This is a genomic window from Salmonella sp. NW38 (genome assembly GCF_051807745.1).
Classification (GTDB): domain Bacteria; phylum Pseudomonadota; class Gammaproteobacteria; order Enterobacterales; family Enterobacteriaceae; genus Salmonella; species Salmonella enterica.
Map to the genome: position 1 here is coordinate 169,656 of NZ_JAMMTO010000010.1, position 23,433 is coordinate 193,088.

General features: G+C 52.3%; 22 protein-coding genes. 7 read left to right on the plus strand and 15 right to left on the minus strand.

What is annotated here, in order from left to right:
• Nucleotides 1–42 precede the first annotated feature (42 nt).
• On the plus strand, nucleotides 43–300 hold the full coding sequence (pmrD, locus tag NA624_RS17955; RefSeq protein WP_000455132.1) for a signal transduction protein PmrD: 258 nt from the start codon (nucleotides 43–45) through the stop codon (nucleotides 298–300).
• Here pmrD and arnF read toward each other — a convergent pair.
• From arnF to arnB, 7 genes are read right to left on the minus strand one after another with little or no spacing between them, the layout of a single operon-like run.
• Nucleotides 295–672, minus strand: coding sequence for a 4-amino-4-deoxy-L-arabinose-phosphoundecaprenol flippase subunit ArnF (gene arnF / locus NA624_RS17960; protein ID WP_000538694.1), 378 nt, complete (start codon nucleotides 670–672; stop codon nucleotides 295–297). The genes pmrD and arnF overlap by 6 nt on opposite strands.
• Nucleotides 672–1,007: a 4-amino-4-deoxy-L-arabinose-phosphoundecaprenol flippase subunit ArnE gene (gene arnE / locus NA624_RS17965; RefSeq protein WP_000580688.1), complete on the minus strand. Its 336-nt coding sequence runs from the start codon at nucleotides 1,005–1,007 to the stop codon at nucleotides 672–674. Before arnE ends, arnF begins: the two co-directional genes overlap by 1 nt.
• Complete coding sequence (gene arnT / locus NA624_RS17970; protein ID WP_000978043.1) at nucleotides 1,004–2,650, minus strand: lipid IV(A) 4-amino-4-deoxy-L-arabinosyltransferase; 1,647 nt, start codon at nucleotides 2,648–2,650, stop codon at nucleotides 1,004–1,006. Before arnT ends, arnE begins: the two co-directional genes overlap by 4 nt.
• On the minus strand, nucleotides 2,647–3,546 hold the full coding sequence (arnD, locus tag NA624_RS17975) for a 4-deoxy-4-formamido-L-arabinose-phosphoundecaprenol deformylase (RefSeq protein ID WP_000169775.1): 900 nt from the start codon (nucleotides 3,544–3,546) through the stop codon (nucleotides 2,647–2,649). Before arnD ends, arnT begins: the two co-directional genes overlap by 4 nt.
• On the minus strand, nucleotides 3,543–5,525 hold the full coding sequence (arnA, locus tag NA624_RS17980) for a bifunctional UDP-4-amino-4-deoxy-L-arabinose formyltransferase/UDP-glucuronic acid oxidase ArnA (protein WP_000648777.1): 1,983 nt from the start codon (nucleotides 5,523–5,525) through the stop codon (nucleotides 3,543–3,545). The genes arnD and arnA overlap by 4 nt, the downstream gene beginning before the upstream one ends.
• Nucleotides 5,522–6,505, minus strand: coding sequence for an undecaprenyl-phosphate 4-deoxy-4-formamido-L-arabinose transferase (arnC, locus tag NA624_RS17985; protein WP_000458893.1), 984 nt, complete (start codon nucleotides 6,503–6,505; stop codon nucleotides 5,522–5,524). The genes arnA and arnC overlap by 4 nt, the downstream gene beginning before the upstream one ends.
• 2 nt (nucleotides 6,506–6,507) lie before the next feature.
• On the minus strand, nucleotides 6,508–7,647 hold the full coding sequence (gene arnB, locus NA624_RS17990) for a UDP-4-amino-4-deoxy-L-arabinose aminotransferase (RefSeq protein WP_001279302.1): 1,140 nt from the start codon (nucleotides 7,645–7,647) through the stop codon (nucleotides 6,508–6,510).
• 298 nt (nucleotides 7,648–7,945) lie between these two features.
• Between arnB and pmrG the strand changes: the two genes are divergently transcribed.
• Nucleotides 7,946–8,551: a lipopolysaccharide core heptose(II)-phosphate phosphatase PmrG gene (gene pmrG, locus NA624_RS17995; RefSeq protein ID WP_000879260.1), complete on the plus strand. Its 606-nt coding sequence runs from the start codon at nucleotides 7,946–7,948 to the stop codon at nucleotides 8,549–8,551.
• A gap of 45 nt (nucleotides 8,552–8,596) precedes the next feature.
• On the opposite strand, the gene nudI is transcribed toward pmrG, so the two are convergent.
• Entirely contained in the window at nucleotides 8,597–9,022 is a 426-nt protein-coding gene (nudI, locus tag NA624_RS18000; RefSeq protein ID WP_001249896.1) for a nucleoside triphosphatase NudI, read from the minus strand.
• A gap of 278 nt (nucleotides 9,023–9,300) precedes the next feature.
• On the opposite strand from nudI, the gene NA624_RS18005 reads away from it, so the two are divergent.
• Nucleotides 9,301–9,843, plus strand: a complete 543-nt coding sequence (locus tag NA624_RS18005; protein ID WP_001562414.1) for a YfaZ family outer membrane protein — start codon at nucleotides 9,301–9,303, stop codon at nucleotides 9,841–9,843.
• A 114-nt stretch (nucleotides 9,844–9,957) separates the two neighbouring features.
• Nucleotides 9,958–11,154: a nicotinamide mononucleotide deamidase-related protein YfaY gene (locus NA624_RS18010; protein WP_000935690.1), complete on the plus strand. Its 1,197-nt coding sequence runs from the start codon at nucleotides 9,958–9,960 to the stop codon at nucleotides 11,152–11,154.
• Between the two features lie 233 nt (nucleotides 11,155–11,387).
• Here NA624_RS18010 and sseL read toward each other — a convergent pair whose 3' ends face one another.
• The 4 genes from sseL to glpA all read right to left on the minus strand — a co-directional run bounded on the left by sseL (nucleotide 11,388) and on the right by glpA (nucleotide 16,900).
• The gene (sseL, locus tag NA624_RS18015) at nucleotides 11,388–12,410 is read right to left on the minus strand and encodes an SPI-2 type III secretion system effector deubiquitinase SseL (RefSeq protein WP_001017727.1); all 1,023 of its coding nucleotides are present in this window, start codon (nucleotides 12,408–12,410) and stop codon (nucleotides 11,388–11,390) included.
• Between the two features lie 425 nt (nucleotides 12,411–12,835).
• Nucleotides 12,836–14,026: an anaerobic glycerol-3-phosphate dehydrogenase subunit GlpC gene (gene glpC / locus NA624_RS18020; protein ID WP_001285726.1), complete on the minus strand. Its 1,191-nt coding sequence runs from the start codon at nucleotides 14,024–14,026 to the stop codon at nucleotides 12,836–12,838.
• Nucleotides 14,023–15,282, minus strand: a complete 1,260-nt coding sequence (gene glpB / locus NA624_RS18025) for a glycerol-3-phosphate dehydrogenase subunit GlpB (protein ID WP_000667156.1) — start codon at nucleotides 15,280–15,282, stop codon at nucleotides 14,023–14,025. Before glpB ends, glpC begins: the two co-directional genes overlap by 4 nt.
• A complete protein-coding gene (gene glpA, locus NA624_RS18030; protein ID WP_000857205.1) occupies nucleotides 15,272–16,900 on the minus strand; it encodes an anaerobic glycerol-3-phosphate dehydrogenase subunit A in 1,629 nt (542 codons plus the stop codon). The genes glpB and glpA overlap by 11 nt, the downstream gene beginning before the upstream one ends.
• Before the next feature lie 272 nt (nucleotides 16,901–17,172).
• Between glpA and glpT the strand changes: the two genes are divergently transcribed.
• Nucleotides 17,173–18,531, plus strand: a complete 1,359-nt coding sequence (gene glpT / locus NA624_RS18035) for a glycerol-3-phosphate transporter (protein ID WP_000948739.1) — start codon at nucleotides 17,173–17,175, stop codon at nucleotides 18,529–18,531.
• A 4-nt stretch (nucleotides 18,532–18,535) separates the two neighbouring features.
• Nucleotides 18,536–19,606, plus strand: a complete 1,071-nt coding sequence (gene glpQ / locus NA624_RS18040; protein ID WP_000858952.1) for a glycerophosphodiester phosphodiesterase — start codon at nucleotides 18,536–18,538, stop codon at nucleotides 19,604–19,606.
• 115 nt (nucleotides 19,607–19,721) lie between these two features.
• On the opposite strand, the gene NA624_RS18045 is transcribed toward glpQ, so the two are convergent.
• Nucleotides 19,722–20,600, minus strand: a complete 879-nt coding sequence (locus tag NA624_RS18045) for a LysR family transcriptional regulator (protein ID WP_000176719.1) — start codon at nucleotides 20,598–20,600, stop codon at nucleotides 19,722–19,724.
• Between the two features lie 161 nt (nucleotides 20,601–20,761).
• On the opposite strand from NA624_RS18045, the gene NA624_RS18050 reads away from it, so the two are divergent.
• Nucleotides 20,762–21,952, plus strand: a complete 1,191-nt coding sequence (locus NA624_RS18050) for an MFS transporter (RefSeq protein ID WP_000660247.1) — start codon at nucleotides 20,762–20,764, stop codon at nucleotides 21,950–21,952.
• 1 nt (nucleotide 21,953) lies between these two features.
• Here NA624_RS18050 and yfaE read toward each other — a convergent pair whose 3' ends face one another.
• Together yfaE and nrdB are read right to left on the minus strand one after the other, a co-directional pair.
• Nucleotides 21,954–22,208: a ferredoxin-like diferric-tyrosyl radical cofactor maintenance protein YfaE gene (yfaE, locus tag NA624_RS18055; protein ID WP_000533921.1), complete on the minus strand. Its 255-nt coding sequence runs from the start codon at nucleotides 22,206–22,208 to the stop codon at nucleotides 21,954–21,956.
• Nucleotides 22,208–23,338: a class Ia ribonucleoside-diphosphate reductase subunit beta gene (gene nrdB / locus NA624_RS18060; RefSeq protein ID WP_000332033.1), complete on the minus strand. Its 1,131-nt coding sequence runs from the start codon at nucleotides 23,336–23,338 to the stop codon at nucleotides 22,208–22,210. Before nrdB ends, yfaE begins: the two co-directional genes overlap by 1 nt.
• Nucleotides 23,339–23,433: the final 95 nt, after the last annotated feature.

Below are 23,433 nucleotides of genomic sequence, written 5' to 3' on the forward strand. Positions count from 1 at the left end.
TGTGTAACGTGTTATGAACAATCAGCGTGAAACGGGGGCGCTATGGAATGGTTGGTTAAGAAATCGCATTATGTCAAAAAGAGGGCGTGCCATGTTCTGGTGCTGTGCGATAGCGGCGGTTCGCTAAAAATGATCGCCGAGGCGAATTCCATGATATTACTGAGTCCCGGCGATATCCTGTCGCCTTTACAGGATGCGCAGTATTGTATTAATCGGGAAAAACACCAGACCTTAAAAATCGTTGATGCACGCTGTTATTCCTGCGACGAATGGCAGCGGTTGACGCGCAAGCCTTCATGATCTGGCGGGCAGAAAAATCAGCATTACCCCCGCCATAATACACAATACGCCGAGCATCGCTTTTAGGCTGAAGGCGCCTTGCAAACCGGGTAACAGCATTGAGGCTACCCAGACAAGCACATAGCTGAGACTCAGCAGCGCATAGGCTTTGCTGAGCGCGAGCGTGTGTAATGTTTTCTGCCAGCAGAAGACGGAAACCAGATACCCCGCCAAACCGGCGAATAGCGCCAGGGTCGCGGCATTAAATGCGCCCAGTCCGGAAATAAACGCCAGTGGATGCGCTATCGATGGCAGCCGCATCATGGCGAATCCTAAACTCAACTGGGCGAGGGAGGCAATCGCAACGCTTATCAGTCCCCACATTACGCCCATTATGCCGCACTCCCCAGAATGATAATGCCGCTGATAATCAATGCGACGCCCAACCAGTGGCGGGGCGGAACCTGTTCATGCCAGATTTTCCATGCCGCCAACGTGACCCAGACAAAATTCAGACTCAACATCGGGTAAGCAATTCCCACCGGCAGGGTTTGTAGCACCAGCAGCCACAGCACCATCGCTGCACCCATGCATATCAGCGCCAGGCCCAGCCACAGCATCAGGTGGCGGCGGCGTCCGCCTGTCGTCAATGGCCGTGTCGCTTGCTTCTGGCAGAGCTGACCGCCAACGCTGAGCAGACTGGCAAGCACCAGAACGACGCCGATCATTTAGGCCGATACTGAATTAACACCAGACGCCCCTGATAATCAATATTGTCCGCAGGGGGAAGGGAAAGAGCGCTGATGTCTTCATCTTTGGCTATTGAAAGTACTAGCGTAATAATGCCCTCCTGACGATGCTGGTTGAGCCAGGCGTTAAAATCGTCGGCTTTAACGAATTTATCCTGCACATCAGGATAGCTAAGACCATACCTGAGTTCGCCCGCGTGTCCGTAGAGCATAATATCGTCTCGTTTCAGACTCCAGGCCAGCCCGGCGGCGACGCCCACGTTGTCGACAAGAATATAGCGGCTTGATGCCAAAGGCGCCTGGGTCATTTCGACAAAAAACTGTGGCTGTTTGGACTCCATCACCCTGTCGGGGACGGAAAAGCCGAACAGCAGCGCCAGTCCCAGCGGACAAAACGCGGGTAATAGGTATTTTTGGCTATGACAGAGGCTATACCAGCCCACAAACGCCCAAACAGTAAAGACGCCCCAGACGCAAAAAACTTTATAGGTTTCGATATGCGTCCACACCGGCGATTTCAGCGGGCCCCATGAGGAGACGACAAACGCTGCGACGATCCCGACTAACCCGAACACCAGGTTGATCCCGCCGTTGACACGTAGCGCGGCGACGCCTTCTTTTACGTTATGCAGGACGAAGCGCGCCATGAGTATCGCTATCGGTGCGAAACAGGAAAGAACATAGGTAGGCAGTTTCCCTTTCGCAATGCTGAAAAAGAGAAGCGGCATGATCGTCCATCCGAGCAAATAGAATGCGCCGTTTCGCTCGCGCCAGCCTAGTTTAAGCGCGCCAGGCAGTAACCCCAGCCACGGTAAACTTCCCGCGATCAGTACCGGCAGATAGTACCAGAAAGGGGCCTTATGCTGGGCATCGCTCATGGCGAATCGCTGGATATGCTCCACCCAGAAAAAGTAATGCCAGAAATCGGCTTCGCGTCGCGCAATGGCGATCGCCCAGGGAAGGACAACCACAAAGCAGCTCAAGACCGCCAGCCAGCCGTAAAGCAAAAAGTCCTTCCAGCGTTTCTGAACAATGACCCACGGCAACACGCTCACCACCGGTACGGCCAGGGCGAGGAAGCCTTTAGTTAATACACCCAGACCGCAGGTTGCACCCAGTAGCAAAAACATCCCAATCTTGCCCGTTCGGGTCGTGGCCTGCATCCCCTGCCAGAAACAACACATCCCGGCCGTAAGCCAAAGCGCGATCATCGGGTCGAGTACCGCATACGTCCCGATACTGTAAACGGCAAAGAGGGAGAGAAAGATCACGGAGGCGAGCAACGCGGTACGTTTATCCCGCCATAAGCGGAACGTCAGCCACGCCACCAGCGCTGCGGCCAGCAATGTCGTTAAAATAGCGCCAGCCCGCACGCCAAAATTGGTAGCGCCAAAAAGCCACTGACCCAGACTGTTTATCCAGTAACCGGCTATCGGTTTTTCAAAATAACGTAATCCCAGAAAATGCGGCACGATCCAGTCGCCAGACGCCAGCATCTCCCGACTTATTTCGGCATAGCGCGTTTCATCCGGCTGCCAGAGCAGGCGGCTATTGACAGGAATAACATAGTAGAGCGCGATAAATGCGGCGAAAGCCAGATAATAGCGTATCGATTTCATCATGAGGCGCTCGCGGCCTGTTGGCACCCCAGCCAACCTTCACGGCCAGGGATGTGTCCACGTACAATTTGCCCCAACGGCAGAGACTCAGGCGATGTCGGCAGCAGTTCGCCCAGAGGACAAAAGGTGATCCCCGCGTCACGTGCACGAACGAGCAAATCTTCAAACAGCGGCTGATGGACAATACCTTCGACTTCCGCATGGATGGTATATACCGGCGTGCCTTTGTCCTGCAACATACGGGAGATAATCCAGGTATTGAACGACTGTGCCTGAACGGCGGGGCCGATAACCTCATCCCATGTGGGTAAGGTGACGGGGATTTGCGGCGTCCCTGTCTGGCCCGGCATCAGTAGCGGACGGAATAAGGTGGTTCCACGGCAATCGCTGTTATACCGCAGGTTGAACGGCTCTTTCGCACGAACAACGCGCCCATCCGCTCGCCAGCCGGCCGCGGCTGAGCAGGTGACGGGTTTTCCGATAATGGCCTCAAGCGCCGTTATGCCGCGCGCGATATCTTCTTCAAGCTGGCGGATACTCCAGTGGCCGCTGTGAGTCTGCCACGCATGGTGATCCCAGGCATGTAGTCCCGTCTCATGGTATGTTGCCGTTTCACGAATAATCCCGGCATTGGCGTTGCCGATATTTTTTCCCGGCCAGGCAGTACCGGCCAGCAGAATATCCCAACCGTAGAGCGAAGCGGCGTTTGAACGTAGCATTTTCCATAAAAATCGCGGTTTTATCAGACGCCAAAGATGACGTCCCATATTGTCCGGCCCGACGCTGAAGAAAAAGCTGGCCTGAACGCCGTGGCGATGCAATGTCTCCAGCAGCCGGGGAACACCTTCACGCGTTCCTCGCAAGGTATCAACATCAATGCGTAAACCGACTTTCGTCATGATGCGCGTTCCGCGATATCTACGCTGCGCAAAAAGAAGTCCAGCGTTTCTTCAACCGTATCCCGCATCGCAATAGACGGTTCCCAGTCCAGACAGCGCCTGGCATTGTCGATACTGGGTTTCCGGTGTGCGACATCCTGATAACCCTTGCCGTAATAACTACGGCTTTCGACGGCCTGGAAACCGGCAAACGGTGGGAAATGGCAGCGCAGCGGATGCTTATCAAAACTGTCGAGCAACAGCGTCGCCAGTTCCTGAATACTGGCTTCGTTGTCAGGGTTGCCGATATTAATGATTTTGCCATCGCACCGATCGCCATCATTCACAATAATGCGGAATAATGCTTCGATCCCATCGCGAATATCGGTGAAACAGCGCTTCTGCTGACCGCCGTCGATAAGCTTTATCGGCGTCCCTTCTACCAGGTTCAGAATCAACTGCGTTATCGCGCGTGAACTGCCGATACGCGCCGCGTTCAGGCTATCCAGCCGCGGCCCCATCCAGTTAAAGGGACGGAAAAGCGTGAAGCGCAATCCCTCTTTTTCGCCATAAGCCCAAATCACCCGATCGAGAAGCTGTTTGGAAACGGAGTAAATCCAGCGTGGCTTATTCACCGGCCCGACGATCAGATTCGATTTGTCCTCGTCAAAAGAGGCGTCCGTACACATGCCGTACACTTCAGAGGTAGACGGGAAAACCACGCGTTTACGGTATTTCACGCAATAACGGATAATCCGCAGGTTTTCTTCAAAATCAAGTTCAAAGACGCGCAGCGGGTTGCGGGTGTATTCAATCGGGGTAGCAATCGCTACCAGCGGCAGTACGACATCGCATTTTTTGACATGATATTCGATCCATTCTGAGTGGATGCTGATATCTCCCTCCACGAAATGAAAGCGAGGGTGGAGCAGGAATCGGCTAATGGCGTTGCTGCCGATATCCATACCGTAGACCTCGTAATTCTCTTCATTCAGTAACCGTTCGGTCAAATGATTGCCGATAAAACCGTTGACGCCGAGGATGAGAACGCGAATGCGACGTTTACCGCTGGTCGCTGGTGGACGGTTCAAACGCGCGCCCGCCACCAGACCAAGCGTCTGTGCAAGCTGCGAGCCCTGTACAGTAATACCGTCTCCGGCCTGGCCGGTAATAATCTCCAGCGCGCCATCGGCGCAGGCGACCCGCAGCGGAGAGACCGAAATTACCGAGCCGGGAAGCGCGCCCTGCGCATCCGGACAAATTCGGGAAGACCAGATAGTGAATTTTTGCGAGCCGTTATAGCTGAACGCGCCGGGCCAGGGGGCGGCTACCGCCCGCACCAGGTTATGCACCGTGGAAACCGGTTTGTGCCAGTCGATAAGGCCATCTTCCGGCCTGCGGCGACCATAATATGTAGCGTCAGACTCTCGCTGGGGAACAGAAGGTATATCGCCGCATTTCATGGTGGGCAGGATGCTATTAAGCAACTGGCGCGCGGCCTGACATAGCTTATGATGCAGGGTAAGCGCAACATCGTCCTGCGCAATAGCAACGCGTTGACTGGCGACAATCTCTCCGGCGTCGGCACGTTTGACCATACGATGCAGCGTTACGCCCGTTTCGCTTTCGCCGTTAACCAGAACCCAGTTTAGCGGCGCACGGCCACGATAGGCAGGCAATAGAGAACCGTGCAGATTGAACGCGCCAGCCGGGGCGAGGTGCAGAATTTCTTCGCTTAACAGGTTGCGGTAATAGAACGAAAAAATAATATCCGGCGCAAGCTCAGCGATGCGGTCGACCCAGATAGGATGGTTTACGTTATCCGGCGCATAAACCGGAATACCTAATTCTGCCGCCAGCCGGGAGACGGAGCCAAAAAAGGTGTTTTCCGCAGGACTGTCGGCATGAGTGAAAATCGCGGCAATCTCATACCCGGCATCCAGTACGGCTTGCACGCCCTGACATCCCATATCGTGATAGGCAAAAATAACGGCTTTCATTGGTGACTTTCCTCAGTAAACGGCGTGCTTTCCGGGTAGATAACTTGTTGAACAAAATAGCGGGGGCGGGCGCGGACATCGTTATAAATGCGACCGATGTATTCGCCCAGCAGTCCCATACCGATGAATTGCGCGCCGATGAAGGTAAACAGGACGGCAAAGAGCATAAATACGCCTTCCGCCGCCCACTGCGGCCCCAGCGCCAGGCGAAGTACAATAAGCAATACCGACAGGCTAAACCCGCCGATGGCGATAACGCTGCCCAGCAGGCTCAACAGGCGCAGCGGCGTCGTCGTCAGGCAGGTCACCAGGTCATACATCAGGTTAATGAGACGCATAAAACTGTATTTAGAGTCGCCAAATTCACGTTCAGCGTGATGCACCGGGATCTCGGTAGCCCGACGAGCGAAAATGTTGGCCAGAATAGGGATAAAGGTGCTGCGTTCATGGCAGCGCAACATGGTATCGATAATAGGGCGGCGATAGGCGCGTAACATGCAGCCGTAATCGCCCATCGCTTTGCCCGTTGTGCGCTGGATCAGCAGATTAATGATTTTTGACGCCGATTTGCGAAACAGGCTGTCCTGTCGGTTCTGTCGCACGGTGCCTACCACATCGAACCCTTCATCGGCTTTCGCCACCAGGCGCGGGATCTCTTCCGGCGGGTTTTGCAGATCGGCATCCAGCGTAATGATAAGATCGCCGCTTACATGGCTAAACCCCGCCATAATCGCTGCATGTTGACCGTAGTTACGGTTGAGTAAAATAGAGATGATATGGCTATCGGCCTCCTGGGACGCCTTAACCATCAGCTCCGCCGAGCTATCGCTGCTACCATCATCTATCAATAAAATCTCCCACGCTTTGCCCAGACTCTCGCAGGCGGTGGTGGTGCGTCTTATCAATTCCGGCAGGCTTTCCTGTTCGTTATAGACAGGAATAACCACCGAGACTTTTTTTATGGGGGCGGCGTCAAACATGCTTATTGTCCTGCTATCTGATGAAGGGCGGTAATGACCCGATCAAAGTCACTCTCGGTCATGTCCGGGAAGAGCGGCAGTGAGCAGATCCGCTCGCTGTTCCACTCGGTGTCAGGCAGCGTGAGCGTTGGGAAACGTTCGCGATAATATTTTTGCGTATGCGCGGCGCGGAAATGCAGCCCTGTGCCGATGCCTTTCGCTTTCAGCGATGCCATCAGAGCATCCCGGGTAATACCGCAGCGGGCTTCATCGACCCGGATAATGAATAAATGCCAGGCGTGAATATGTTCCCACGACGGAAGGCTCAGCGGCTGAAAAGGCAGGTCTGCCATTGCCTGGTGGTACTGCGCTGCGATGGCGGCGCGGCGAGCGTTAAGCGCATCCAGTTTCTGTAACTGAGCAAGCGCGATAGCGGCGTTGAGGTCGGGCAAATTATATTTGTAGCCCGGCGCCAGGACTTCCGCTTGTGGCGCGCGTCCTCCGCTCTGTCGATCCCAGGCATCAACGCCAAGCCCGTGAAACTTGAGACTGCGCAGTTTATCGGCGAATTGCGGGTTATCCGTGACGACGATACCGCCTTCAGCGCAGGTAATGTTCTTAATGGCGTGGAAGGAGAAAATCGCGGTGCCCCGGGCGCCAATGTGGCGACCTTTGTAGCTGGTTCCTGTCGCGTGCGCCGCGTCTTCAATCACCGGAATGCCATAACGCTCGCCAAGAGCGTAAATAGCGTCCAGATCGGCGGGCGCGCCAGCGTAGTGGACGGGGATAATTGCTTTGGTTTGTGGCGTAATCGCGGCTTCAATATGTTCAGGCGTGACCATCAGCGTATCGCGATCGACATCGACCATGACGGGGTTCGCGCCGAGTAAAACGATCATATTTAGCGTAGAAACCCACGTCATTGACGGTGTAATGACCTCGTCGCCTTCACCAATGCCCAGCGCCATCAACGCGATGTGCATACCGGCAGTGGCTGAACTGACGGCAACAGCATATTGATTGCCTGTTAGCCGACAAAACTCCGCTTCCAGTTCCTGATTTTTCGGGCCGGTTGTTATCCAACCTGAGTCCAGTACGGTCTTAACGGCAGCGAGCTCTTCCGCGCCCATCGCCGGACGAGAGAAAGGCAAAAAGTCCGACATCATTTTTCCTTCAGCCATTGAAAGCCGCTTTTCAAATATTTCGGGAATAGAAAAGGGCTTATTTTTTAACGCATTTAACTGAACCCTACTGGATGAATATTAAATTAACATTAAGAAATTAAGGTGAAGTAAAAAGATAATTTTTAACGGAATTATGCTTTGCTTTCGCCGAAAGTTTAAGGCATTTTATGCATGCCCAAAAGCTGTTTTTATGTTTCTGGTCTGGTCTTCCGTCGCGGGATTTCATTTTAATCGTATTGCTATTAAGTTAGCTGCACTGTTTGCCTGAGAGGTTAATGTGCTGGCATTTACCCTACGCTTTATTAAAAACAAACGCTATCGCGCGACTCTGGCGGGGGCGTTGGTTATTATCGCCGGGTTGATCTCACAACATGCCTGGAGTGGTAACGGTCTACCGCAGATTAACGGTAAAGCGCTGGCGGCGCTGGCGAAGCAGCATCCGGTAGTAGTGTTATTCCGCCATGCCGAGCGGTGCGATCGTTCCGATAATACCTGCCTGTCAGACAGCACGGGGATTACGGTCAACGGTGCGCAAGACGCCAGAGCGCTGGGTAAAGCCTTCAGTGCCGATATACAAAATTACAATCTCTATTCCAGTAATACGGTGCGCACCATCCAGTCGGCAACCTGGTTTTCTGCGGGCAGGTCGCTTACGGTGGATAAAAAAATGATGGATTGCGGCAGCGGTATTTATGCTTCAATCAATACGTTACTGAAAAAGTCGCAGAATAAAAATATAGTCATTTTTACCCATAATCATTGTTTGACGTATATTGCAAAAAATAAGCGCGGCGTAAAGTTTGATCCGGACTATCTTGATGCGCTCGTTATGCATGCGGAAAACGGAAAACTCTTTTTAGATGGTGAATTTGTTCCCGGCTAGCCGGCATGTTAAAAGCGTAAAGACAGCCTGAAGCGGCTGTCGTCATTATAATAACCCTTTCAATGCTAATGTGTGGCGTGTCGCTACATTCAAATCATACAGCGCCAGTTCTTCTGGCTTGACCCAGGCGTAGTCCTGAAATTCGTCGTTAATACATATATCGCGATTAGCGGAAACACAGTCGAAGATGAGATAAATCATATAAATCTCTTCTTGTCTGCCATCAGCGTACGTTTTAACACGGATATCGTCGCGGAAGGTCCATGGCGTAATATCGCTCAGAATCAGTTGTTCGCCGAGTTCTTCCCGAATCTCCCGACGCAGCGCCTCTTCAATGTGTTCGCCTGGCTCGACCCCACCGCCCGACAGCGCCCACTGACCGGGAAAGACGCCGCGGTTGTCGGCCATTTTGCACAGCAGATAACAGCCATCATTTTGAATTAATGGGCAAACTATAGTTCGTTGACGCATAAGTCGCTTCCTTAAACCACCAGGACATCAGCTTAACAAATCATTCTGCGAAATTCTTTGTGAAAAATGGAAGCGATAACGCAGACTGCGTTTTTGGTTAATTTTGTTGATGCAGGCGTCGCCATGTGATGGCGCAATGATGCGTCATGGCGAAAGTAGTATTTCGTTACAATATGTTTTTGGAATGGTTTCTTAGTGCATTGATTCCTCAGCGTCTGGCAGTACAATTCTGCCGTTTTGGGGAGTTTTTCTTTATGTGCTTGCTGGAAAGGGTAAAAATGAAAAAAAGCATATTATTAGGTTTTGCCGGAATGCTGTTCGTTTCTGCATCGGCGCAGGCTATCAGTATTAGCGGCCAGGCGGGCGAAGATTACACCAACATTGGCGTGGGTTTTGGTACGGAATCGACGGGACTGGCGCTAAGCGGTAACTGGATGCACAACGATGATGATGGCGATGCTGCGGGCGTTGGTCTGGGGCTGAACATTCCGGTGGGACCGCTGCTGGCGACGGTCGGCGGTAAAGGTATTTATACCAATCCGAAAGACAGTGATGAAGGCTATGCGGCGGCTGTCGGCGGTGGGTTACAATGGAAAATCGGCGACAGCTTCCGTCTGTTCGGCGAGTATTATTATTCACCAGATTCGCTGTCCAGCGGTATCGAAAGTTATGAAGAAGCGAATGCAGGCGCGCGTTTCACCATTATGCGCCCGCTGAGCATTGAAGCCGGTTATCGTTACCTGAACCTGGCGGGTAAAGACGGCAACCGCGACAATGCGATTGCTGACGGCCCTTATGTTGGCGTAAACGCCAGCTTTTGATGCTAACGGCGCGGCAATCGTCGCGCCATATTCCTCCTTTTCCCGTCATTCTTCTTTCCACGTCATATTCGTCTTTGCGTTATAGTGTTTTCATCATAAGAGCAGGAGAACACAATGCTAAATGTGGAAATGCTATCCACCGGGGATGAGGTGTTGCACGGACAAATCGTTGACACCAATGCCGCCTGGCTGGCTGATTTTTTCTTTCATCAGGGCGTTCCGTTATCACGGCGAAATACGGTAGGCGATAACCTGGACAGTCTGGTCGCTATCTTGCGTGAACGCAGTCAACATGCTGATGTTTTGATTGTTAATGGCGGGTTAGGGCCGACCAGCGATGATTTAAGCGCGCTCGCCGCGGCAACGGCAAAAGGCGAAGGATTAGTACTGCACCAGGCGTGGCTGACCGAAATGGAACGTTATTTTCAGCAGCGCGGTCGTGTGATGGCGCCGAGCAACCGTAAACAGGCGGAACTGCCTGCCAGCGCGGAGTTTATTAATAATCCGGTCGGCACTGCCTGTGGATTTGTGCTACAGCTCAACCGCTGCCTGATGTTTTTCACCCCCGGCGTACCGTCTGAATTTAAGGTTATGGTGGAGAAGGAAATCTTACCGCGGTTACGCGCGCGTTTTTCGCTGCCGGAGCCGCCGCTTTGCCTGCGGTTAACGACTTTTGGACGTTCAGAAAGCGACCTGGCGCAGCGTCTCGACGCACTGCCGTTGCCGCCCGGCGTGACGATGGGGTATCGCTCATCAATGCCGATCATTGAACTGAAGTTGACCGGCCCGGCGACGCAACGGGAGGCGATGCTGGCGTTATGGCCAGAGGTCAAACGGGTTGCCGGACAGAATCTGATTTTTGAAGGTACGGAAAACCTGCCAGCGCAAATAGCCCGCCGCCTGCAGGAAAGGCAGTTGAGTCTGACGTTGAGCGAGCAATATACCAGCGGCTTACTGGCGCTACAGCTTTCCCGCGCCGGGGCGCCTGTTCTTGCCAGCGAAGTCGTTCCCTCTCAGGAAGAGACGCTGGCGCAAACGGCGCACTGGACGACAGAACGGCGCAGCAATCATTATGCCGGTCTGGCGCTGGCCGTGTCGGGGCTGGAAAACGAACATCTTAATTTCGCGCTGGCGACGCCGGATGGCACGTATGCCTTACGCGTGCGTTTTAGCGCCAATCGGTATAGTCTGGCAATACGTCAGGAGGTCTGCGCGATGATGGCGCTAAATATGCTGCGCCGCTGGCTTAATGGCGAGGACATTATCAGCGAGCATGGCTGGATAGACGTGGTTGAATCATTGACGGCATAGAACTTTTAGTGGGAAGGCCTGGCCTTCCCATCCTTATATACTTATAAATTCTTCGCAGAGCATCATTTCAGGATAAGAGCCTATCCCACCAGGCGTAATTGTTGAAGCCAGTTTGGGGCCGGCCAGCGCGCAGAAACCGGAGCGTACACGTAGTACGTGAGGATTTTGAGCACTGCCCGGTCCCAAAATGGCGAATAAAATAGCCTAATGGGATAGGCTCTAAGTACTCACTATTACTGGAGACTGTATTCATATATTTGTCGCCGGGTTTGGGTGTTAAATAGTGCTTGTTCCTCTACTGAAAGCGTTAAGAATTTTTCCGCAAATTCTCGTAGTGTGGTAACAGGATCGTTTTGTCCGGCATTCGATAAGAGTTGAATTGTATGGTAACAAAATAGACCACAGCCGTTGGGTACATTGTTCTGTAAATTCATTTCAATAAAATTAACCTCATCGCTTTCTGATATGCCTGCAATTTTTGCTGCTTCTATAATCTCTTGCTTAGTATTTTCATTTAAATCATAATAAGTATTAAATATAAGGCATTTTATTTTTTCTGCAAGTTTATAAAATAAACAGAGAAGCCAGTGATCTCCTGTATTTACCAGGAAGACTTCATTGTGAGATAATCCTGATTGAGCAATCTTTTCAAGTAGCTGAGTGCTTAATATATTTTCTTTGGTGGTAGGATGAATAAGCCCAATAGGATAGTTTACCGAGAGAAAAGGTGATTCTTGAACCAGACCTTGCGTTGCAGCTGCTAGCTCATCTGACGACATCATTCGCGCACCACACCAAAGGTTTTCAACTCCCACCTGTTCTTGATCTGTCTGAGCGAACTGGTCGCCCATAATTTTATGTGCTATTTCTATTTTTTTAGAAAGGTCGGTTGTCGCGGAACCGGCCATATAAAGTAATCTGGAAGGGGCATGTAGCTTTTTCCACTCAGTATTATTTTTTGTTATATCGTTATTGGCGATTTGATGTAATACAAGGCAAGCCTGATTGATTTTTTTGTCTATATCTGGAGATCCCGATCTTTTTCCGCTAAAGAGATCAAAAAGTAATTTCTCAACTTTATGTCCCAGGTCATCGTTGCGTAACGCAAGATTGCATAACAGATCAATACAATTCTGATTACCGTTCTCTACTTCGCCAATCAACAACGCAAGCGCCTCATCGCTCACCTCTTCTGCATATAAACTGTGAAATTGCGGTGTGCTCAATCGGTAAAGTGAATTTACACATATATTCATTTTGCTCTGTTTCCTGGTAGGTGAAAGTAACGAATATGATGTCATGTATAATTATTTGTAAAAATATTATTGTTAGTGGGAGATATATTAAATCAGGCATAGACCTGATTTTATTATTATTCACATAACACTCAATTATTATTGGAGATATTCAGTTATCCCCCTCTTTAAAGGAGGCTGGTAACGCGGCGATACAAGAGATATTGCTCTATAAACAGTAACGTCGTTATCTGTCATGCCACCGTGGGTTAGCGGTCATGGTTAACCAAATAGGGCAGGTTATTGCAAAGAGACATCCGCGTTTATACCCAAAATAATCCGTAGCCAACACATAAGCAACTTGAAGTATGAAGGGTATATGTCTGATAGAAAATCGTCCCTGGTGAGTAGGGTAATAGCGCCGGAGGGGCTCCGGCGCTTTTTACTTAGCCGAGCGCCTGGGCCAGTAGCGTAATGGGGTGCTCGCAGCGTTTGCTTGTAGACATCTCAATTTGCCACTTACAGGTTTCACAATCGGTGACGACAATGTCGGCGCCGCTCTCTTCAATCTGGCGGAACAGCGGCGCGCCGATGGACTGTGATGTCGGATAGTTTTCCTTTTTAAATCCATACGTACCGGCAATGCCGCAGCACTGTGAATCAAGTACCGTCAATTCAAGCCCCGGAATTTGCCGCAACAGTTCAAGCGTGTAAAGCGTCCAGCCCATTTTTTCCATATGACACGGCGTATGGTAGACCACTTTCAGCGGCAAAGGATTAAGCGGCAGCGTTTTCCCGGCATCCAGTTTGCGCCATAGCCAGCGGGTGGCCAGCTCGATATGTTCGCGCAGCCCGGCGTTGTCCACGTCCAGCACTTCAGGATATTCATCGCGCAACGCAAACGTACAGGTGGATGACGTGGCGATGACCGGAATACCTTTGACGGCAATCGCCTCGCGTAGCGACTCCACATTGCTGATAGCCTGCTTGCGAGCTTTATCCGTAAAACCGTTAGCGATCAGCGGCACGCCGCAACATTTCTCTTTACTCAGTAACTGTACGCCGGTACCCATTGCGTTCAGCACCTTAATCAGATCTTTTCCGAGCTGCGGATGGTTGTAATTCACAAAACAGCCATGGAAAAAGGCGACCTGATCTTTGTATTTAGCCTGCTGCGCCGCCACGCTACGATACCAGCGGCGGAAGGTGCCGAAAGAGTATTTTGGTAAGGTGCGGCGATGATCGATTTTGAGCGCGTAATCAAGCAACTGGCGCACTGGCTTTAATGCGGTGGCGGTATTGACCACCGGCGCGAACGGCGTTGAAACGCTGCCCATCAGATCGGTATGGCTGAGAATAAAGTTACGCAATGACGGGCGCGTCGTATCGTATTTCGCGCGGGCGCGCTGGATGATATCGCCAATCTTCACGTCCGACGGACAGGCGACCTCACACCGTTTGCAGTTAATGCAATATTTCAGCGCCTCATCATACAGGGCGCCGTCTTTCAGACGCAGGCGTTCGCCATCCGGTCCGGCCTGTTTAGGGCCAGGGTAGCCAGGATTAACGCGGCTGACCGGGCACGCGGTGGTGCACACCGTACATTTAATACAACTTTCAAAACGTGTGTCGCTCATTGCTGTTCTCCTGCACGCTCAGCGATATGGTGCGCGGCCTGGAGGGCGCTGACTGCGCAGACGCCGCCGCCGCATCCCTCAGCTATAGGATCGAATCCCGCCAGCACAGAACCTATTGCATACAGATTTTCTACCGTGTTGCCCGCAAGGGAGGGGCGGAAAGCGTCATCCGTCACGACGCCAAACTGCTGCCAGGGCTGTGGGTCGAAGAAATGTTGTTGATACCATTCGGCGCGGGTGGCCGTTTGCTGTACGTCGAGCCCTAAAATAGGTTCGCGGATCCCTTCGCGCTCGGCAACCAGACCGCTACTAAAGAAGCTACCGCTGGCAAGTACGGCAAAACGCGGGCGCAGTGGGATATCGGCATGGTTGCGGGTCCATATTTCGCTCACGGTACCGCGACGGCAGGTGACTTTCTTCACTTCATCGCCCGGCATCCAGATGCCGCCCTGACGAACAAACTGGCGCTGGAGCTGATTGTGCAGACGAATACCGAGCACCGATGGCGGCAGCGTCGGCAGCAGCGTGAGCGCGCAGGGCAGACGTTCGTTAAGCCAGCGCCACAGCGTATCGTTCGCCAGCCCGAAACAGGCGGGCATGATGATCATGTCGCAGTTTGTCGCTATTGGCGACAGCGCGTCGTACAGCAGCGGCCATTTTTCTTCGTTATCAAGCAGACGCGCAATATTGACCGCGCGAAATTCCGTCGGGTTATCACGCAGTACGTCCAGTTCCGGAAGGTCGATTTCTGCGGTTTCCACGTTGAGATCGCGTTGACGCAGCGACGCTGCCGCAAGGTGCGCCTGGAAATCCAGTAATCCGCTAACGCCGACGACGCAAATTCGCTGTGCGGATAACGGCCAGACCGGTACTTCCGGCGAGCTAAGCCAGGTTGAACGCAATGTGCCAAGCGGCGTGACACGCTGGTGCGCCTGCTGTACGTCGCCGTATAACTGCGCGCCGCTGGCGTTAAGTAGCGTTTGCGCCTGTTGCGCCAGCGTAAGGACTTTTTGCGCGCCCAAACGTGAATAAGGATGTTCAGGTGCCTGGCGGCGCAGCGCATCAAGCCCGGCGGTAATGTCGGTCACCGATTGGCCGTCGGGCAGGGCGCTGAGTAGATCCAGCGAGCCGGAGGAAAAATGCAGTGCGCTTTGTCCGCGGGTGACGATGGCGCAGCGTAATCCATGCTGCTGGAGTTGCAGTCCGCACAGCAAACCGGCGAGACCGCCGCCCATAATAACCGTATCAAATTTCATCCTGGTGCTCCTTCTCCAGACCGCATAATCCCTGATAAACCCAGCGCGTGAATTCGCTTTCGCGCAGCGCGTCTCCCCAGGCGACAGGTTGTACGCCTTTCCAGCGCTCATTCAGAAATTCAGAGAGTTGCGTAATAGATTGCGCCGCGGTCGTCACATTAAAACGCTGCAATAGCCCGGCCGCGCGGCAGGCGCACAGCTCGCCCTGGCAAGTGCCCATCCCTACGCGGGTGCGACGACGCAGATCCAGCAGGCTATTCACGGTTAAGTTTTCGACGGCATACTGCACTTCTCCCGCCGTGACGGCCTCGCATTCACAGACCAGGCTACGGTGTTGGCGGCCTTCGCTCAGCCACCCCGGCGTGCGATCGCCATGCCGATAAACCGCCGATCCGCGTAGCGGCGCGGGAAGCGAGATAATGCGTTTCAGCGTATGTTCCGTAGACTCTTTTGAGCCAGGCAACGGCGTATCCGCCGTGATGCAGGGGCGAGTATTGCCCAACTTGCGGCACACGGCGTCGGTCGCCCATTCCGCCATCAGGCGGTAAGTCATTAGCTTCCCGCCGGTAATGGTAATGAAGCCATCAAGCCCGTCGCGTTCGGCGTGGTCGAACAACACAATACCGCGGCTGACGTTACGACCGCTGGGATCGTCATCGCTGGCCACCAGCGGGCGGACGCCGGAATACGCGCGCAGAATACGCGTCTTCGCCATGACAGGGGCCAGTTTTTCCCCTTCACGCAGCAGGATATCGACTTCATCTGCGGTGACGCGGTTGCTGTCTATCTCATTGTAATCAATATGGGTAGAGGTAGTGCCGATCAGTGAAATTGTATCGCCAGGTACCAGAATGTCGGCATCCGATGGTTTCCGGCAGCGGTTAATGACATGCTGGTTGATCCGATGGTCCATGATCAACAGCGAGCCTTTCGCCGGGAACATGCGAATACTCAGGTCGGCGTATTCGGCGATCCGTTGCCCCCAGATACCAGCCGCATTGACCACCACCGGCGCGTGAAGCGTCTGGGTTTCGCCAGTGAGATGGTTGCGCACATGGACGCCGCAGACCGTTGCGCCTTCACGAATGAGCCCGGTCACTTCATGCGCCGTTAACACGATTGCGCCATGTTCTCTGGCATCCAGCATATTGGCGGCGGTAAGGCGGAAAGGGTCCACGGTGCCATCCGGCACTTTTACCGCACCGATGAGCGCAGGGTTAACGGAAGGTTCGATGATGCGAGCCTGCTGCGGATCGATGGCTTCAGCGCGAATGCCCGCCGCTTCACAGGCGCGAATAAAGGTGGCCTGAAACGCAAGATCATCTTCCGGTAACGTAATAAACAGACCATCCGTCGGTTCGACGCAATGGCGGGCGATCCGTTTTAAAATCTGGTTTTCACTAATGCACTCGCGCGCGGATTCCGCATCGGTAACCGCATAACGAGCGCCGCTGTGCAGCAGCCCGTGGTTACGCCCGGTTGCGCCGGTCGCTATATCATGCCGCTCCACCAGAATGACACGTAAACCGCGCAGCGCGCAGTCGCGGGCGATCCCTGCGCCTGTTGCTCCACCGCCAATGATAATCACGTCACTTGCTTGCGAGTCGCGAGTTTTCATTGTTTTTCCTCACAGTTCGTTTTTTATCATTTAGCCATACAAATCATATGGAATGTTTGATTTCGCGCATAATCGCTCACTATTCGAAAATGAAACGTGATTTCGTGCGCCTTTCTGAACATTAGTCATAAAACTGTAACAATATGTGCTGTAATTCACATTAACGTGACGTATCTTTACTTAACATCGCGGCCACACTGGGAGCAGCGGGGTTGTTTGAACAAACTGCGGTGTTTACCTCTAAATAAAATACGGGCCACGGAGGCTACAATATGTTGAGTATTTTTAAACCAGCGCCGCATAAAGCGCGCTTGCCAGCGGCGGAGATTGATCCGACCTATCGCCGATTACGCTGGCAGATTTTCTTGGGGATATTCTTTGGCTATGCCGCGTATTATCTGGTGCGCAAGAACTTTGCCCTCGCGATGCCCTACCTGGTAGAACAGGGTTTTTCACGCGGCGATCTGGGCTTTGCGCTGTCCGGGATTTCCATCGCTTATGGTTTTTCGAAATTTATAATGGGTTCGGTGTCCGATCGCTCGAATCCGCGCGTTTTTCTGCCGGCAGGGCTGATTCTGGCCGCAGCAGTCATGTTGTTTATGGGCTTTGTACCGTGGGCGACATCCAGCATCGCCGTGATGTTTGTGCTGTTGTTCCTTTGCGGCTGGTTCCAGGGGATGGGGTGGCCGCCGTGCGGACGTACGATGGTTCACTGGTGGTCGCAGAAAGAACGCGGCGGCATTGTGTCGGTCTGGAACTGTGCGCATAACGTCGGCGGCGGGATCCCGCCACTGCTGTTCCTGCTGGGGATGGCGTGGTTTAACGACTGGAAAGCGGCGCTCTATATGCCAGCCTTTGGCGCGATTGTGGTGGCGCTGTTCGCTTTCGCAATGATGCGCGATACGCCGCAATCCTGCGGTCTGCCGCCTATCGAAGAGTATAAAAACGACTATCCGGACGACTACAACGAAAAAGCGGAAGAAGAGCTGACCGCGAAGCAAATCTTCATGCAGTACGTACTGCCAAACAAACTGTTGTGGTACATCGCTATCGCCAACGTGTTTGTTTATCTGCTGCGCTACGGCATCCTCGACTGGTCGCCAACGTACCTGAAAGAAGTGAAGCATTTCGCACTGGATAAATCCTCCTGGGCCTACTTCCTGTATGAATACGCGGGTATTCCGGGCACGCTGCTGTGTGGCTGGATGTCGGATAAAGTCTTCCGCGGCAACCGTGGCGCGACCGGCGTGTTCTTTATGACCCTGGTGACTATCGCGACCATCGTTTACTGGATGAACCCGGCAGGAAACCCGAACGTTGATATGGCTTGTATGATTATCATCGGCTTCCTGATCTACGGCCCGGTAATGTTGATCGGTCTGCACGCGCTGGAACTGGCGCCGAAAAAAGCGGCGGGTACGGCGGCGGGCTTTACCGGTCTGTTTGGTTACCTGGGCGGTTCTGTCGCTGCAAGCGCCATTGTGGGTTATACCGTTGACTTCTTCGGTTGGGATGGCGGCTTTATGGTGATGATTGGCGGCAGCATTCTGGCGGTAATCCTGCTGGTGGTCGTGATGATTGGTGAAAAACGCCATCATGATGAGCTGCAGTTAAAACGCAACGGAGGCTAATAACATGAAAACCACACTGAAAAACCTTAGCGTGGCGTTAATGTTGGCAGGAATGACCATCGGAAGCGGCGCCGTGGCGGCTGAAAAAGTCGTTATCGCCCACCGTGGCGCCAGCGGTTATCTGCCGGAGCATACGCTACCGGCGAAAGCGATGGCGTATGCGCAAGGGGCAGATTATCTGGAACAAGATTTAGTGATGACAAAGGACGACCATTTGGTCGTCCTCCATGACCACTACCTTGACCGGGTGACTGACGTCGCTGATCGTTTTCCGGACCGGGCGCGTAAAGATGGGCGCTATTACGCTATCGATTTTACGCTGGATGAAATTAAATCCCTGAAGTTTACCGAAGGGTTTGATATTGAAAACGGCAAAAAAGTACAAACTTATCCGGGCCGTTTCCCGATGGGAAAATCTGATTTCCGCATTCATACCTTTGAAGAGGAAATTGAATTCGTTCAGGGATTAAATCACTCTACCGGTAAAAATATCGGTATTTATCCGGAAATTAAAGCGCCGTGGTTCCATCATCAGGAAGGGAAAGATATTGCCGCGAAAACGCTGGAAGTGCTGAAGAAGTATGGTTACACCGGCAAGCAGGACAATGTCTATTTGCAGTGTTTTGATGTCGCTGAGCTGAAACGTATTAAGAATGAACTGGAACCCAAAATGGGGATGGATCTCAATCTGGTTCAACTTATTGCGTATACCGACTGGAATGAAACACAGCAGAAACAGCCGGACGGTCGTTGGGTAAATTACAACTACGACTGGATGTTTAAGCCGGGCGCTATGAAGCAGGTGGCGGAATATGCGGACGGTATTGGTCCGGATTACCATATGCTGGTCGCGGAAGGCTCAACGAAAGGGAATATCAAGCTGACTGGAATGGTGCAAGACGCACATCAGAATAAGATGGTAGTGCATCCTTACACCGTGCGTGCCGATCAATTGCCGGACTATGCCACAGACGTTAATCAGTTGTACGACATCCTGTATAACAAGGCGGGCGTCGACGGGCTGTTCACTGACTTCCCGGATAAGGCGGTCATGTTCCTGCAAAAAAATGACTAAAGGTTTGCCATAGTAGAAGTGACGCGCCGGATGAGGGCATAAACGCCTCATCCGGCCCGGCGCAACGTTTGCCAGCGTAAGTCTGGTAAACGCAATGCCATCAGGCGGTGTTGTTTTATAGCAAACCCTCATCGGTCAGTGTTTCCATACATTTTTGTAATAAAAATAGCGGACTTCCTTCTACCGGCGGTTCTTTTGCTAACAGGGAAATTTGTCGATAAAAGGTGGGTTCCAGCGCCACGGAGCATAATTTTCCTGTCGTGGCTTTTAAGGTTAATTCTGGCAATAAGGCGATACCTAATCCCTGGCGAATAAAATTCAGCGCAGTATCGGGATGGTTAAATTCATATTTAAATATCGGCTCAATACCCTTTTCTTTAAACAACGCCATAATGCTTAATTCATAACGACCTTTACTGACAATAAGTGGTTCGTCCATCAGTTCTTCGACCGTTACTGTACTATTGGCCGCCAGGGGATGATTTTCAGGCACCACTACGGTGAATTTATCCCGGTAAATGGGGACGCAATACATACCGTTGACCGGAAAAGGAACGAAACCGGCATCAATACTTCCGTCCTGCAGCGAATCAATAATAGCCGTACTATTCTCTTCATAGGGGATAATTTTTACATTTGGATGATGGCTTTCAAAATAGCGAATGACGCCGGGTAAAATGCAGGCGCAGGCGCTGGGAAAACAGCCAATCCGTAGCGTACGGGCCGGGTTCTTTTTTTCTTGTTCGGCAATCTCTTTTACCGCGTTGACGTCGCGCTGGATCGCGCGTAAATGCCTGACGATGCGGCTACCGGCGGCGGTAAGCTCAATCTCTTTACGACGCTCACGAATCAATATGTCAACGCCGAGCTCCTCCTCAAGCGCGGAGATGGCCTGACTGACGGCGGATTGCGTCATGTATAGCCGTTTGCTGGCCTCGGTAAATCCGCCGTACTCCAGTACGGCAAGCAGGGCGTGGATTTGGGTTAGCGTCATTAGTAAAACCTAATCAATATAATTAAAACGATTAATTTTTCTAATATAGTGCGCTTGTTTATACTGTGATTCTATCGAATACATCACATTTTGACGCACCTGATAGGTGTTCAGTTGAGCTGAGCGTTGCCTGCGTGCGCCATCTGAACGGGTCGTTAAGAATGAAAGAAAAATTATGGACGAAGGATTTTTGGGCAATCACCATAGTCAGTTTTATTATCTTTTTTGTTTTTTATGTACTGCTAACTTTATTACCCATTTATATCGCTGACCGCCTGCATGCTTCTGCAGATAAGGCCGGGCTGTTAGTGACATGTTTCCTGGCCGCGGCAATTGTTATTCGGCCATTTGCCGGACAGTGGGTGGGAAAATATTCGAATAAAAAGATTCTGGTGCTCTCTTCTCTGGCTTTTTTGGTGATTACCGCGCTGTATCCGGTTTGCCATTCTATCGAGTCGCTGCTCTTTATCCGCGTACTTCATGGGATTACGTTTGGTGTTATTACCACGGTAAAAGGAACTATTTCAGCGCGGTTAATTCCGGCCTCCCGACGTGGAGAGGGCATCAGCTTTTTCTCTTTAGCGATGGGCCTGGCGATGGTCGTAGGACCGTGGATCGGTTTGAATATGGCCCGCTGGAACGCGTTCACTGCCGCATTCTGGCTTTGTTCCGCTGTAGCGGCGTTAGGGATTGTGCTTTCCCTGATTGTGACGGTCCCTCCGGTAATTCGTCATGCCGATGGTTCGAAGCCGAATCTGGGTTTTGCCGCGATGTTTGACCGCGCCGCCTTGCCTTTTGCGCTGGTCACCTTTTTTATGACTTTCTCCTATGCCGGCGTATCGGCTTTCCTGGCGCTGTATGCGCGTGAGCTGGATTTAATGGCGGCGGCCAGTAATTTCCTGCTGTGCTACGCGATTTTCCTGATGATATGCCGTACCTTCACCGGGAATATTTGTGATAAAAAAGGGCCGAAATATGTTGTTTTCCCATGCCTGTTGGCTTTTACCATCGGTCTGGTGGCGCTGGGCTACACCAATGGCAGCATCATGATGATTATTTCCGGCGGTCTAATCGGTATCGGCTACGGTTCGGTCACGCCGGTTTTCCAGACGCAAATTATCAGCTCGGTTGAACCGCATAAAATCGGCGTGGCGAATTCACTGTTCTTTAACGCGATGGATGCCGGAATGGCGATTGGCGCCTTTATCATGGGAATGATGGTTGAGTCGGTTGGCTATCGTATGATTTATGTCGCTGGCGCGGTGCTGGTGGTACTCGCTGGCGCACTGTATGCCGTGCAGATGAAAAAACGTGGCGTGATGCCTTTGGTTTCCACCAGCGAGTTGCACTGAGTTACATCTCGATTTCGATATCGCCTTTTGCCCTGCAGCAGCAGGGCAAAATCTCTCCCGGCTGGATAAACGCTAAAGGTTCCGTAATCCAGTCAACCTGACCGGCAACCAGCCGGGTTCGACAGGAGCCGCAATAACCTTCGCGGCACTGATACTCCACCTCAACGTTATGCGATTCCAGCGCGGCCAGCAGAGAAGGGTGTTCATCCTGGCACAGCAGCTGTGTGCCAGTGATACGCAGCGTGACGCGTCCCATCAGAGCTGGAAATTACTCAGATCGTCGGTATCGACTTCCGAATCGATTTGTCCGACCAGATAAGAGCTAACTTCCACTTCCTGTGGCGCGACCTGAACGTTATCGGACACCAGCCAGGTATTGATCCACGGGATTGGGTTGGAGCGGGTCTGGAACGGCAGATCCAGCCCTACCGCCTGCATACGAATATTAGTAATATATTCAACGTATTGACACAGGATATCTTTATTCAGGCCGATCATCGAACCGTCGCGGAACAGATAGTCCGCCCACTCTTTTTCCTGCTGCGCCGCCTGCACGAACAGGTCATAACATTCCTGTTTACACTCTTCGGCGATTTCCGCCATCTCCGGGTCGTCCACGCCGCTACGCAACAGGTTCAGCATATGTTGCGTGCCGGTCAGATGCAGAGCTTCGTCACGGGCGATCAGACGGATAATTTTGGCGTTGCCTTCCATCAGTTCACGCTCGGCAAATGCGAAAGAGCAGGCGAAGCTGACGTAGAAGCGGATGGCTTCCAGCGCGTTCACGCTCATCAGGCACAGATACAGTTTTTTCTTCAGCTCACGCAGATTCACGACAACCGTTTTGCCATTAACGGTATGGGTGCCTTCACCGAGCAGATGCCAGTAACTGGTCATCTCAATAAGTCCGTCGTAGTAGGCGGAGATACCTTCGGCGCGCTTCTGAATTTGCTCATTGGTCACGATATCGTCAAACACGACCGCCGGATCGTTGACGATGTTACGAATAATGTGGGTGTAGGATCGTGAGTGAATCGTCTCAGAAAACGCCCAGGTCTCTACCCACGTCTCCAGCTCCGGGATGGAAATGAGCGGCAGCAGGGCGACGTTCGGGCTACGTCCCTGAATGGAATCCAGCAGCGTCTGGTATTTGAGGTTGCTGATGAAGATATGTTTTTCGTGCTCCGGCAACGCCTGATAATCGATACGATCGCGGGAGACGTCGACCTCTTCCGGACGCCAGAAGAAAGAGAGCTGTTTTTCGATCAGTTTTTCGAAGATGTCATATTTCTGCTGGTCATAGCGTGCAACGTTGACCGGCTGGCCAAAGAACATGGGTTCCTTGAGCTGATCGTTTTTCGTCTGTGAAAAAGTGGTGTATGCCATTGAAGTGAATCCTTTATGGGATGAGCGCCGGATGGCGGCGCAAGCGCCTTATCCGGCCTACAAACCGTACAATCGTAGGCCGGGTAAGCATAGCG